12 protein-coding genes are annotated in these 13,668 nt (G+C 57.4%); 7 read left to right on the top strand and 5 right to left on the bottom strand.

Annotated elements, in window-relative coordinates; genetic code table 11:
• Window positions 1–37: 37 nt before the first annotated feature.
• The 5 genes from K328_RS0108760 to K328_RS0108735 form a co-directional block, all read right to left on the bottom strand.
• The gene (locus K328_RS0108760; protein ID WP_036553259.1) at window positions 38–490 is read right to left on the bottom strand and encodes a potassium channel family protein; all 453 of its coding nucleotides are present in this window, start codon (window positions 488–490) and stop codon (window positions 38–40) included.
• Window positions 491–511: 21 nt separating this feature from the next.
• Complete coding sequence (locus K328_RS0108755) at window positions 512–3,607, bottom strand: efflux RND transporter permease subunit (protein ID WP_028465662.1); 3,096 nt, start codon at window positions 3,605–3,607, stop codon at window positions 512–514.
• Window positions 3,608–3,619: 12 nt separating this feature from the next.
• Window positions 3,620–4,720 carry an efflux RND transporter periplasmic adaptor subunit gene (locus K328_RS0108750; RefSeq protein ID WP_084608176.1) on the bottom strand — a complete coding sequence of 367 codons (1,101 nt, stop codon included), beginning with the start codon at window positions 4,718–4,720 and terminating at the stop codon, window positions 3,620–3,622.
• A gap of 259 nt (window positions 4,721–4,979) precedes the next feature.
• Window positions 4,980–5,318, bottom strand: coding sequence for a hypothetical protein (locus tag K328_RS0108740; protein WP_028465660.1), 339 nt, complete (start codon window positions 5,316–5,318; stop codon window positions 4,980–4,982).
• A 78-nt stretch (window positions 5,319–5,396) separates the two neighbouring features.
• Window positions 5,397–5,771 (bottom strand): hypothetical protein, encoded by a 375-nt coding sequence (locus tag K328_RS0108735; protein ID WP_028465659.1) that lies wholly within the window; start codon window positions 5,769–5,771, stop codon window positions 5,397–5,399.
• Window positions 5,772–6,190: 419 nt separating this feature from the next.
• Here K328_RS0108735 and K328_RS0108730 point away from each other — a divergent pair, with 419 nt between their 5' ends.
• From K328_RS0108730 to K328_RS26855, 7 genes are all read left to right on the top strand, one after another.
• Window positions 6,191–6,751, top strand: coding sequence for a Pycsar system effector family protein (locus tag K328_RS0108730; RefSeq protein WP_028465658.1), 561 nt, complete (start codon window positions 6,191–6,193; stop codon window positions 6,749–6,751).
• The gene (locus K328_RS26320; protein ID WP_169721192.1) at window positions 6,748–7,698 is read left to right on the top strand and encodes an adenylate/guanylate cyclase domain-containing protein; all 951 of its coding nucleotides are present in this window, start codon (window positions 6,748–6,750) and stop codon (window positions 7,696–7,698) included. The genes K328_RS0108730 and K328_RS26320 overlap by 4 nt, the downstream gene beginning before the upstream one ends.
• 282 nt (window positions 7,699–7,980) lie before the next feature.
• On the top strand, window positions 7,981–8,871 hold the full coding sequence (locus tag K328_RS0108725; RefSeq protein WP_028465657.1) for a hypothetical protein: 891 nt from the start codon (window positions 7,981–7,983) through the stop codon (window positions 8,869–8,871).
• Window positions 8,872–9,116: 245 nt separating this feature from the next.
• Window positions 9,117–9,512 carry a hypothetical protein gene (locus tag K328_RS0108720; protein WP_156901208.1) on the top strand — a complete coding sequence of 132 codons (396 nt, stop codon included), beginning with the start codon at window positions 9,117–9,119 and terminating at the stop codon, window positions 9,510–9,512.
• Window positions 9,509–12,202, top strand: a complete 2,694-nt coding sequence (locus tag K328_RS25720; protein ID WP_051284664.1) for a relaxase/mobilization nuclease domain-containing protein — start codon at window positions 9,509–9,511, stop codon at window positions 12,200–12,202. The genes K328_RS0108720 and K328_RS25720 overlap by 4 nt, the downstream gene beginning before the upstream one ends.
• A gap of 22 nt (window positions 12,203–12,224) precedes the next feature.
• Window positions 12,225–12,986: a hypothetical protein gene (locus K328_RS0108710; RefSeq protein WP_028465655.1), complete on the top strand. Its 762-nt coding sequence runs from the start codon at window positions 12,225–12,227 to the stop codon at window positions 12,984–12,986.
• Between the two features lie 88 nt (window positions 12,987–13,074).
• Window positions 13,075–13,212 carry a hypothetical protein gene (locus K328_RS26855; protein WP_169721191.1) on the top strand — a complete coding sequence of 46 codons (138 nt, stop codon included), beginning with the start codon at window positions 13,075–13,077 and terminating at the stop codon, window positions 13,210–13,212.
• Window positions 13,213–13,668 lie beyond the last annotated feature (456 nt).

Raw genomic sequence — 13,668 nt, 5'->3', positions numbered from 1 at the left:
TCAGCGCGGTTTGGTTATCCGCGTCCCGCAGCCAGTCTCAGCTTTCCAATGAGGGGGCTGTGCTTTGTGCATCCTGCCAGGCCCGCATGAGAACCGCGACGAGCATCGCTGTGGTCCATCCGAACAGCAGGATGCCGCTGGCCGCCTCGATCGCACCGAGCAGGCGCCAGTCCTGCGACAGGACGATGTCGCCATACCCGAGCGTGGAAATAGTGACCGTTGAGAAATAGAGCGCCGTCTCAAGGTCGGTAAATTCGCCCAAAACGATATAGAGCCCCGCCCATAACCAAATCTGCACAATGTGGCCGAGGAACAATAATGCAAAGGCTGTGAGGGCGACGCGTGCGAGAACTTTCGGCGCCGGATGGTGTTTTGTCCAGACAGGAAGAACCTGTCGTACCCGGTAAGCGAGGACGAGCGTGGCCGCAAGTTGCACAAGGATGGCAACGGCGACCGCTGCGGTGGCGACTGCCAGTTCAAGAAAGAGCATCGGTCCTCCCGCAACGAAGCATCAGGTGGCGGGTTGCCGGACCCGGTAGAAGATTGCATAGAGGACGGGGACCAGCACCATGGTCAGGAAGGTGCCGAATGTCAGACCGGCCATTATCGTAACCGACATGCCGACCCAGAATACGTCCTGCAGCAGCGGCACGACCCCGAGAACCGTAGTCGCCGCGGCCAGGACCACCGGCCTCAGCCGTGAGACACCGGCGCCCAGGACAGCGTCATATTGCGACATGCCGCCGGAGAGATTCAGATTGATCTCGTCAAGCAGAACGATCGCATTCTTGATCATCATGCCGGCGAGGCTCATGGCGCCGAGCAGCGCGACAAAGCCGAAGGGCGTGCCGGTGCCAAGCAATCCGGCGGTGATACCGATCATGACAAAGGGGATTGTCGCGAGAATGATCAGCGGTGGCCGGAAGGCGTTGAACAGAGCGACGATAATAAAAAGGACCGCCGCGACCGCCGGAACCACACCCGGTAGCAGTGAGGCTTGGGAATCGCGGGAGCTCTCGTATTCGCCGCCCCATTCCATGCTGTAGCCGGGCGGCAGCTCGATCTTGTCGAAAGCTTCCACCACGGACGCCCGCAAGGTCGGCAGGGTGACGCCTGCCACCGGGTTGGACTGCACCTTGATGGTCCGCTTCCTGTCGCGGCGCCAGATGATCGGGTCTTCCCATTCCGTGGCGATACCGTCCGTCACTTGCGCCAGCGGCACTGACCGGGTGGTAGAGGGAGACCTTATGGGAAGGACCTCAAGCCCGCCGACATTCTGTCGTTCCGTCTCTACCTTGCGCATAATGATCGGAACGAGCTCGTCCTGTTCGCGATAAAGCCCGATCGTGCGTCCGTCGAAAGCGAGCTTTGTCGCATCGGCGATGTCCTCGCGGGAGATTCCGGACCAGCCCGCGCGGACCTGGGCGTAGCGTGGGACGACCGTCTGGACCCTCTGGCGCCAATTGGTCTGCATCTCGCCAGCCAACGGGGAGGCGGCGAGGATCCGGAGGCCTTCGTCGGCGAGGCTGCGCAAGATGGCCGGGTCGGCCTCCGCTGGCCCGCTGAAACGGACGTCGAACTTCCAGGTGGTGCCCGGACCGACCCCGAACTTGCGCATCGGCACCAGCGCATCCGGGAACTGTTCCGCGAACCACGGGGTCAGGTCGCCGATGATCGCATTGATCTCCTTGGCGTCACGCACATTGACGATCAATTGTCCATATGAGGAGGAGAGCGCTTCGGGTTCGACCGGAAGATAGAAGCGCGGCGGCCCGCTGCCGGCAAAGGTCGTCACGGCCTCGATCCGGTCGTCCGTCGCCAGCTTCTCTTCGATCCGCTCAAGGTCCAGGGCAACATCCTGAATGCGGGTTCCCTCCGGGGCCCAGTAATCGACCATCAATTTGGTCATGGCGGAGTCAGGGAAGAACAGCTTGCTGACATTTCCGAAGCTGAGGACCGATAGCACCAACAGCGCGGCCATTCCGCCGAGGGTCAGCCAGCGCAGTCGGATGGAGCGTGCCAGGAAGGTCCGGAACAGGCGATAGAACCGGCTGTCGAATGGATCGGTGGAGCCGTCGCCTTTGGGCGCGGGAAGCATGTCTATGCATTGCAGTGGCGTCACGGTGACAGAGATCAGCCAGCTCGCCATCAGGGAGATCCCGACCACGGAGAACAGGCTGGCACAGTATTCACCGGCATTCTCGTCCGATGCGGCGATCGGGAAGAACGCCAGCACGGCGACGATGGTCGCGCCGAGCAGCGGCCATGCGGGCTGGTTGGCGGCCTCGATCGCGGCCTGTTTGCGCGGCATGCCCTTCTGCAGTCGCACCGCCATGCCGTCCGCGACGACGATGGCATTGTCGACCATCATGCCGAGCGCGATCACCAGGGCTCCAAGGGACATGCGCTGCAGATCGATCCCGAACAGATTCATGAAGATCAGCGTGGCCAGGATGGTCATGATCAGGGCGGTGCCGATGATGGCGCCCATCCGCCAGCCCATGGCAAGGGTCAGCACGACCAGTACGATGGCGACGGCTTGTGCCAGGCTGACGAAGAATCCGGACACCGCCTCGTCGATGACGTCCGACTGCCAGTGCACCCGCTGCAATTCGATCCCGATGGGAAGCTGCGCGACCAGCTCCGCGAGGCGGGCATCGACCCGCTCTCCCATGGTGACGACGTTGGTTCCCGGCTGGTTGGCGATCGCGATGCCGATTGCCGGGATGCCGTTGAATCGCATCAGTTGCCGCGGCGGATCGATATAGCCTTCCCGGATCGTCCCGATATCGCCGATCCGGACAATCTCCGTCGGAGATATCGCGGTGCCTCCGGTCGCGGCGCGCAGCAGGTCGGTCGTCGAGGGCCGGATTGCGACATTGCCGATATCTTCCGGTGTTGCAAACGACCCGCTGGGGGCGACCCGCAGACGGCGGTTCTGCAACTCGAGCGCGCCGGCATCGACCACGATGTTCTGCTCGTTCAGGGTCTGGACGATACTGCTGTCACTGAGCCCCAGTTCCGAGAGCTGCGACTCACGGACGTCGAGATAGACGACCCGGTCCTGCACGCCCCAGAGGTCGATCCGGGCGACACCCTCGACCAGACTGAGCTCCTTCTTGATGTGATCGACATACTCGCTGACTTCGGTGTGACTGAAGCCGTCCCCTGTCACCGCCATCAGCAATCCGTAGACATCTCCGAAATCGTCAATTACCTGGGGTGTACCGGCGCCCGGAGGGAGTTGCTGTGCGGTATCGCCGACCTTGCGACGGAGTTCGTCCCATATTTGCGGCATTTCCGCGGAGGAGAAGCTTGGTTTGATATTGACCCAGATCTGCGAATAACCGGCGCGCGAGAAGGATTTCACATAATCGATCTGCTTCAGTTCCTGGATCGCCAGTTCCAGACGGTCCGTGACTTCAAGCTCGACCTCTTCCGGGCTCGCGCCGGGATAGGTCGTCGCCACCACGGCCGTCTTGATGGTGAAATCCGGATCCTCGAGTTGACCTAGGTTGAAGAAGCTGGAGATCCCGCCGACCAGCAGCAGGAAAGCGGCGAAATAGGTGACCGTTTTCTTCTCGATGGCGATGGCTGCAAGATTCAACGTTCCGCTCCGTTACTGGTTGAGAATGCTGACCTTTTGGCCGTCGCGCAGATAATGCACGCCGGCCGTCGCGATCCATTCTCCGGCGGCGAGGCCCTCAACGATCTGGATCCCGGTATCTGTTAGCGCTCCGGTCACGACGGGCCTCTTCGTAACGGTCATCGCGGCCTCGTCGATGACCCAGACCATCGTCTGCGGGTCCTCTCCGGCGGTGAAGGTCGCGGAGATCGGGACCTGGACCGGTGAGGCGGCGGGACGGATGCCGTCGACCTTCCCGGTCGCGGTGCCGGCCATCCCGGGCAGGATCCGGATTCCCTCCGGCTGCGCCATCGAGAGAGTGACCGGGTAGGTCCGCGTCGTCTCCGAGGCTTCAGTGCCTATTTCCTTGATCTCAGCAACGATCTTGTGCTCCGGGAAGGCGTCGAAGACGACGATCGCGCTCTCGACCCGGGGGACCAGCGAAATGAGCGTCTCGGGAATATCGATGACGAACTCGATCATTGCGGAATCGAGCAGGCGAACGGCCGGCTGGGAGGCCCGCACATTCTCGAAATTCTCCATGTGCGTCTTGACGATAACCCCGCTGAATGGGGCACGGAGATAGGTGTAATTCAGATCCAGCTCGGACCGGCGGAGTGCGGCTTCGGCTGCGGCCACGTCAGCCTGAAGGCTTTTCATACTGGCGATGACGCTGTCCAGTTTTGCCTTGGCGACATGCCCGCGCTCAAAGAGCGTGCTCTGGCGTTTGTATTCCAACTCGGCATCCTCATAGCGCGCCTGCGCCCGCTCGAGATTTGCCGTGGCGGACTGTACCTCAGTTGCATAGGTCGCCGGATCGATCCGGCCCAGGATCTGGTCCTTCTCCACCTCCTGGCCGATTTCGAGATCAAACTCCACCAGCGGGCCGGCGACCTTGAAAGCCAGATCGGTTTCCTTTGACGCTTTTGCTTTTCCGGGAAAACTGCGCCGGGCAATGGCCTCTACGTCGCTGACCTTCATTGCGCGGACGGGCCGCACGGTCTCCGCCACTGGAGCTGCCTGTTCCTCGCATCCCGCAACAAGAAGGAGCCCGGCCAACACGCCAAATAGACAGAAGGATCGATACCGACGCATTTCCGGATCTCCGCTGTACCTGGAAACCCGGTGCACACACGTTAATGTGGTCGAGTTTCCATCTTGCAATGTTCTTCGCGAGTCTCAGCCCGATGGTTGCTGATATCCGGAGTTGGGGCAAGGCGTTCATCTTGGAAATCAGATGAAATCAATGAATTAATCGAATGTATAAAGTCGCAAAATATTTGGGTTTTACTTTCGTTCTCGACATTAGTTTGGGAGTTGAGCATCGAGGAGGCACAGAGATTCGTGGCGATCTTTAATCTACGCCGGAAACTTCACAGTCGCCTGTCGTGTAAATGCTTTGAACCGCTAACGTCCGGCCCAGCATGATTACCAGATTGCCTTTGCAATCCTTGAAAGAGATCCAGCCGGAGTAACTCGAGGCCGGACTCCGCCCGCCCTGGTGATCGGCGATCACGTCGACGGACCGGATACGGGCCCGATCAACACCGAGATCGTCGATGATCGATTCGACAAGCACGCGCGCTTCATCGCCTTGGCGTGCCTGGAGCGCATTGCTCCCAAGGGCGACAGTCGAAACGACGGCAGCGATGACGATGAATCGGTACAGATTTAAACGCGACCAGAAAGCCATTTCAGCCTCCGAGCTAATGACTGGTCCAAATCATACCCAAAATGAATAGCGGGCTGAGCCACAATTGCGAGAGGTACGTTAGTACAGGTACTTCCAACCCTCTCCCGGCACAGCGCAAACTCCATGCTTGTACCAGACCGTGTGACTGCTAAGCCCTTTCGGTGTGTTTTCCAGCTCGACCCTCCGGCACTTCATGCCGTTGTAGTCAAAGGCATCGCGCAGCGTGATCGTCCCGTAGCTCTTGGTCTTTGGGTTCGACCATTCCACAACATCGCCTTCTTTGCCTGATTTCAGGAGCTCGACACCGACTTTGTTTCGGATCTGGATATCCTCATTTGTCAGGAATTCCCCTGCCATATTCCGGCCGCCGAACAATGCCTGCGCTGCAGCTGGCACGGTGGCGGTTACCCCGGCGAGAAGCACGACGAGAGCGATGAGCCGGATAGCAACCATGGGCCGGATTCCTCCAAAAACTAGTAGTTCAAAACGCTTTTAAGGTCGCATTATCCATGACGCTTCGCAACTGCAAACGGAGCAGAAGACGCGGCCGGACGAGCGCAAGGGAGATCTTTCCAGATCGACGCTTGCTGCAAATTTTCAGGGAGTTGGCTGGGGGACCTGGATGCGTTCCCACCTATCTAGCCTGTCCTAGAAATCAGAACCTTAGCGACCGCGCCGATTCAGTTAGTGGAGTAGATCGATGGAGTATTTCCGTCAATCGAGAAATACCAACCGAGACTCAGCCTGGCGACAAAGGTCGGTCGCAGTGACAATCCCAAAAAAATTAATCTCACGTGCAAATAGCTTTGAATCCTACTCGTTCGCAATGATAGAGATGCATAGCGATAAATCAACGTAGGCACGAGAGCATAATGGAAGCCGTTGGCCGAGACTTGTTCGAAAAAATTGCTGTAGATAACCTCAGCCGCGCAATCGATTTTCTGAAATTCGCTGAGGCGAAGAACGGCGCTGTGGTTACTCTCTCGTCGGCGTGGGCATTCGCCTGCATCTCACTCCAAGCATCGAATCTCGAACTAACGTCATGGCTCAAGATCGCACTGCAAATTTCAATCCCATTTGCCCTTCTTGCAACATTAGTCTCGCTCTTCTCGTTCGATCCTCGACTTGCAATTAAATCTAAATCTAACTCAAAAAATATCCCTAATTTGTTGTTTTTCGGCGATATAAGCAGGGTTGGCTATAAAGAATTTAAGGAATTAATTAGAGATTACTATATGCCAGATCATTCTAGGAGCTATACCGACAAGTATATAGACGATTTACTAAATCAGGTTCATGAAAATAGTATAATTGCTATCAGAAAATTCCGTTTCTTTCAAATTTCTGTGACATTTCTGAGTGTATCAATATTAATTGTTTTCATCTTTCCTATTCTAGGTTTGACAGTAAGAGTGTTGGATTTAATCGATTGAAAATCTCAACACTTAAAGCGATATTAGACGATGAAGTAAGTACCATTCTGTCCACTGACTTTAGCATCAATGTCTCTCCAACAAGTGTAGTTCCGGGTTACAGCGATGGCGGCGTTACTTTCCCTAACCTTGATGCTAAGCAGCAGTCATCTAAGTTATTAGATAGCTGCGTGTTGTACGTGGATATCAGACGATCAACAGACCTGAATCTCGCACATAAGCCGGAAACAGTCGCAAAGCTGTATTCGGCTTTTGTCCGCGCGATGACGCAATGCGCGGAACGCAATAACGGACATGTCCGTGGTATCATCGGCGACCGCGTAATGGTTCTATTTGACTCAACCGATTGTTATGTAAACGCAGTTGAGACTGCGATCTCGATGAACTCGACCGCTATATATGTGATAAATAAGTATTTTAAGAGAAACGAATTCTCGTGCGGTATTGGAATAGATGCCGGAAAGATGCTGGCGACGAAAACAGGTTTTCGTAAACGCGGAGTTAATCGCGAAACTTATCGCAGCTTAGTTTGGTTAGGGCGTCCGGCAAATGTCGCATCCAAACTAACAGATTCTGCAAACAAGACGGGTTATAGTGCCAATGTTGATAGGTTTCGCGTTGGCCGACAAGACATATTTGGGGATTTTTATTGGTCGGACGAGTCTTCGAAGGTTTTTCTGGAGTCCTTAAAAACAGATTATGTTAACAATGCATTTTATCATACCGACCGGTCTGTTTTCAGTTTTTATTTTTATGATAGTTACGAGGAATTTACACCAAGCACGCCACCAATACTAATGACAAAAAAAGTATTTGATGGCTTCAAACTAGCTGCGCCGAAAGACAGTAGTATAGCAAAAAATCTATGGAAAACGGTTTCAGTTCACATACCTGGATACACCGGTGATGTTATTGGCGGGAACGTTGTTTGGACAGATTTTAAATAAAACGCATGCGCGCCCTCGCCCGCCGTGAATGCCCTGATTGCCGGTCGCCATTGAGAGAGCAACCTAGCCGCCTTGCCTGCAAAGTCTGCGGCTATTCGGCGATGGCCGCTTCATCTCGTGAGCCAGCCCGCGAGAACGTCAATTTATCGTAACGCGTTAAGCTTAAGCGTCTGACCACTGCCAAAATAATAACGTTGCGTGCCGTTTTATCGCCTATTTTATTGATTTTCGTTGCGTGCCACGATATTTTGTATCTAACGATATGAGATTTGGAGGTTTGCCATGTCGACGAGCGAGAAAGCCTATTCTCTTTGGCCTGCACATGACGGCAAAAAGGCTGATAATTACCTCAGTTTCATGCTGTCCGATCCGACCGACATGCGTGAGCTCGAAGGCGCAGTATGCGAGGCTGCATGGGAGCACGACGAGACCCATCCATTCGAAGAGCGTGAGTTCGATTTCAGCTTGGATTCGGTGCAGGAAATCTATCAAGAATACTACGATCCGGATGTCGACACCTCGCTCACATTGAGCGTTCACGACGGCATCGACATGGAGATTAAGTTCCTCCTGCGCGCTCATGAGGACGACAAGACCAGCGTCGAGCCAACACCGATTTATGCGCACATCTATTTCGATAGTGAACAGCGCAAACTGGATCCCGAAGAGCGACGGCGCGACACTTATATCGTCGTTCACAAGCGCCGGGAGGCAGTGCGGCTTAAAGCGGGCGGAACAGACGCGGAGAGTATTCTGGAAGCTGTCCAGACCGTTTTTCCGGAGAATCTCGTCGAGATTCACGAGCAGAAATCGGCGACCGAGGATGCTGAGATGCTCCTCGAGGCACCGGTCTTCGTGTTCGTGGGGCAGCCGGTCTGGGGTCGGAACAGTTTCAGGGACTATTATGCGCGCATCTACAAGCGCCCGGTCGGCCGTCCGCAGGAAGCTGATGAAGACGAGGTTCTGAAAGAGCTTCAGAGCGACGGCATCGAAAATCCGACAGAAGAGGACCGTAAACGCATTTTGACGCGCCTGCGTGGCCGGAAACGCGCTCAGGACGTCGTTAATGTCAGGATTGATCGTCAGCTATATGAGAAGATGAAGTCAAGATATTCTGGCGGTTCGGGCCGGGATCTCGTGGAAGATGCGATCAAATATTATCTGAAGCGATGATGGAATTGCAGGCCTTGTCAAATTTTTATTCTGTATAGTATCGCGTTATTTTTCGATAATTCATCAATACCTATGCCAAATACTTGAATGCTTCGAGTCGGCGGGCTATTATATTTGAGCAAGCCATAGTGATTACCACGCGCCCGGCGCGTCATCACTAACTTGCAAGGTGGCTCCGCCCCCGTTGACCCCCGAGAATTGGAGAATTTCATGCTCGTCAATGCAAGAAATATTGGGAACAAAACGTGAATATGCGCTCGGAGAAACGTCAAAAATCCGAAGCGATCACGTTTCGCCTTTGGCCTGATCTCTATCGCCTAATAGAGGCGACAGCGGACGAGCGCGAACTCAGCGTCGCGTCGTACATGCGCTCGATCGCTATGAATGCCGTCAATCTCGACGACGATTTCGAGCCGTCTCGTCCGAAGAAGATGCGGTCGTCGGCACCGGAGGACGTTGCGATCTTGAGCGAATGCCTGCTGAAGCTTGGTGCGCTGAAGCATCCGTTCTATCAGGCAGCGGCGGCCCGACGCGAAGCCGGACTTGCCGCCGACCACGAGGCGATCGAGGCGTGCATCGTCGAATACAAGCAGCTGGCGGCTCTCCTGATGGAAACCATCAGAAGGATCGATCCGAGATGATCGTCGGCGCCACCAGAGGTAGCGGCGGACGCGCTCTCGCTCGACATCTGACGGATGTCGATGAGAACGAACGCGTCCAGCTTCTGGAGGCGCGTGGGCTGGCATCCGATGATCTTGCGAACCAGCTGGGCGAGCTTGTTGCCGGTGCTGCACACGGTCGCTCCGCGAAGCCCGTGATGCAGGTCCATCTCGATCCCTCGACGGTCTACACCGAGCAGCAGTGGGAGCGCGTTCTCGAGCTCTACGAGGCCGAGTTCGGTCTTCAGGACCACACGCGCCTAGCTGTCGAGCACAAGAAGAAGGATCGCACTCACCGGCATTATGTCTACTCGCTAGTCAATGAGAATGGCCGTGTCATCGACCTCGCGCACAACTTCGCTCGGCACGAGAAAGTGGCTCGGATCGTCGAGTTCGAGTTCGGCGAGAAATTCACGTCAGGCCGGTTCGATAAGGAGGTCCTGAAGTTCCTGAAGGACGAGCGGCCCGACGTCTATGCTGCGATGATCGCTCAGGGGTGCGGACAGGGGCCTCGCACTGAGCGTGCCGTCATGAATTCCGACGAGCGCTTTCAGGCAGCCAGGCAGGGCGTCAACCTCGCCGACGTGCGGTCGGCCGCGCTGACGGCGTGGAAGGCCTCAGACAGCCCGCAGGCGTTCGAGGCGGCCCTTGCCGAACGCGGTTTCGCGCTGGCTCAGGGCACGAAGACGACGATGATCATCGACCAGGCCGGAAACGCGCAGAGCCTGTCCCGCGTCCTGAATGCCGCTTCCAAGGAAGCAGGCGAACCAAGGATCCCGGCCGCTGACGTGCAGGACCGCATTGCGGGACTTCAGATTCCACCGCTCGCTCAGCTGGGGCAGGCGCGTGTCGATGTGCGCGCTCCGGCGGCCGAGCAGGCACGGCCAGCCGAACCGGCTTCGAAATCGGCCGGGCCGAGCATCGGGACAGGTTCTGGAACCGGCGCCGGGTCTTCGGTGTCGTCGGACACTATCGCGCCGATCGACATGGAAAAGCCGGGCGACTTCGAGCGGTTTTTGCGCCAGTTCGCCGCCGATCTTGAGAAGAAGATGAATGCGGCACATCAGATTCAGATGGCCGCGATCAAGCGCGGCTCGCAAGGCAGCGCTGAGGCCGCTCAACGTTTAGCCACCGCGCTGCAACGCGCCACCACCCGTTGCATCAGAGAAGGAGAAAGATATGCCAGACAAGCAGAACGCCGAGCCCTCCACGAGGCTTCCAAGTTCGCCGCCGCCGGGCGATACGCCGACGCAATCGAGCGGTTCGAGGGCGCTTGGCAGTCTCTCTCCGAAGATTTGGTCGACGGGCGACTTGTCGGAGATCCGCGCGGCGACGATCAGCGACCCGATGTCGACAATCCGCACGCGGGATCGCCGGGGCCTGAGCCCGATGGACTACGCGGCGATCGAGGCGGCGCTGACCACCAACAGCCTATTGCCGCTTCTCAGCCTTCTAGATCCGCCGGAAGGACCGTCAGCGAACCAGCAGATCTTGGAAGCCTTAGAGAACATTCTGAACGCTCTGACCGGGATCAGCGACAGGCTATCCGCAATAGAGTCGAGGATGCCCGCCGCGACATCGAACTCGGCCGACATGACGCCACAGAGCGTCTAGAGCGACTTGTCGTTCAGTCCGCCGTTATCGCTCGCCAACAGCAGAATCCGGCCACCCCAGAGCCTGCTGAGGCCGCGCATCAGCGGCTCAAACGGGATTACGCCGCGTATCGCGATCAGCACAAGCAGCGGGAAAAAGGGCGCTGGACGACCGCATTCAGCCGCCAGCGGGAAATCGCCGGGGTCGCCCGCGCGTTGATACAGCGCGGCGACGTTCGGCTTGCGCCAGTCGCCGCCCGGCAGTTACGCGCGGCGACCTTGGCGTCGAACACGAAGCTGCGCGATGTCCTGCGCCAGACGAAGCCAGCCATCGACACCTATGCCGCGTTCGTTCAGCGCCGGGCTGAGCTCGACGACCCAGCCGCACAGCAGGTGCACCAGTTCATCGTGGGGCGCCAGAAGCAGAAACAGTCGCTCCTCCAGGAGGTCGACCGAGTTCGCGACGAACGCCTTGTCATTTTAGCATCCGATCCATGGCCCGACGCCAAATCACGCAATGCCAAGCTTCTCGCCGACGACGCCCGCCGCCAGCTTGAGAAGCCCCGCGCCGTCGCCGTCCAGAAAGTCGAGAAGCTGGAGCGGGTGGCGGACGAGGCGGAGGCGTTGATTGGTCGCGCTGATCGCATTGCTCAGTCGGTCGGCATCATCACCGAGCGGGTCCGCGACGCGGAACTCGCCCGCAACCAGGCCGACGCGGCACGGGTGAAGCTGGAACCCGCCGAGACCTACGAGTTCCGCGTAAAAGCCGCGCGAGCGACGGCCGAACACACCGCCCGGCAGCGCCAGGCCGAACACGAAAAGTGGCGGGCGACGGACGTGACAACGGCTGAGCGCGACCTTGAGATCGCGCACCGGATCGATGCCGCCATCCAGTCGCACGACCAGGAAATCTGCCGATGCCGGACCTATCAAGACGCCGTCCGCGTGGTCGGGGAGCGGCTGAAGAGAGAGCGGGAAGAACGCCGCCGCCAGCAGATCGAACAGCAGCGAGAGCTTGAGCGGCAGCAGGCCCTGAGCGAACCGGCCGCCGGGTTCTTGCTCGGACCTCGGATGCGATGACACCCACAACAAGGAGCAGCACATGAACGAAGACAAAATCCTACCCTTCACCGACGAGCAGATTTTCTCGATTTTGGGAGCGCTGACGCGCGGTGACCTCGACAGCCTCGACGGCCTCGATCTCGACCAGTTGACCCCTGAGCAGCGAGCCCGGCTCATCTGCCACTGGCTCGAAATCAGATCGCAGAAATACATCAAGCGACAGGCTGAACTGGCCGAGTGGGCGTTCCTAAAGCGGAAGAAGGGTGACGCCGCTGCGCCCGCCGATGTCGTGCGGGATTTCTTGATCAGTCAGGAATTCGCCGCTGCTATCACTGCGTTCGCTGCAATGATTGGGCTCGCAAATGCGACCGTTCAGATGGCGGTTGCGTACCGCGCCAGCCGAGCGTTCGAGATGGATCGCAGGCAGGCCAGTTACCTGCAATCGTACCTCTCAGCGAAGCTCGGCACGACAACAGATGCAGAGGAAATCGCTCGGTTGATGCCGGAGCTCAGAATTCTCGCGAACGCTATCACACCGGCTCGCGCGCAGCAGATTCTCGACATGTCCGACAGCCAGATTCAGCGCGCTATCCCCAGCCTGAAATCTGAAGGGCGGGCGATCCGCGATCACTACGAGAAGCCTTTGAGCCGGGTCGGCGTTGCCATTGCCGATATCTATCCGTCCCAACCGTGGGCGCTACCGTGGAACGAGGAAGATTTGCCGCCTCTGCCGACGAGGAAGCCGAAACCGGTGTCGCCGGAGCCGGGGCAGGAGGCGGGATATGGGTTTCCAACCCGCTGATGATCTCTTGATCTCAGATCAGGTTCACAAAATCCAGAGCGGGCGGGTTTCAACCGGTTCAGTCCGGTCGAAATTGCGACACCCGAGCATGATGTTCACGGAAGAGGGTCGGCAGCAGTTCTATTTGCCACCCGTCAAGAACAGCATGAACAGCGTGTTTCCCGCAATCTATAACGGCGATTTTGCCGCCGAGATCATGAGCCAGCGTGAAGATCTCGCCGCCTAATTACCCCCGCCAATCGATTCCGCCTCTGCCCCCGAGGGCTCCAGCGGTGCTCGCCCCTCGATCCTCGGCCTGCGCGTCCGCCGTCCATTCCCCGCGATGCGGGCAATAGCCGACAGAACAGATTTCACGTTGACCACACACATCATGACCGGAATCGCCCGATTGATGGCTCTCCGGTCATGCTGTGTGCTGCGGCCCGCCTAGCGGGCTGGACAACATGAAATCGGATGAATTTCTGATCTCCAAGGATTTTAGCGCTCTAAATTTGAGCGAGAATTGCAGTAAATATCAATAAAATCAATGCACTGAATGTTTTTTGATGGTTTTGTGAATACTTTTTGGTGTCTTTCTTGGGGTGACCAAGGCTGGGTTTTCCTTGGCGCCAAGGAAAACGATCCTGAAAAATCCTTCGGCTCAAGGATTTCGAAGGTCAAAATCCTTCGTTTTATCGTGTTA

It is taken from the genome of Nisaea denitrificans DSM 18348 (genome assembly GCF_000426505.1).
In the GTDB taxonomy this organism is placed as follows: domain Bacteria; phylum Pseudomonadota; class Alphaproteobacteria; order Thalassobaculales; family Thalassobaculaceae; genus Nisaea; species Nisaea denitrificans.
The sequence above is the reverse complement of the archived record's forward strand: the minus strand, read 5'-3'. Positions and strand labels throughout refer to the sequence as shown.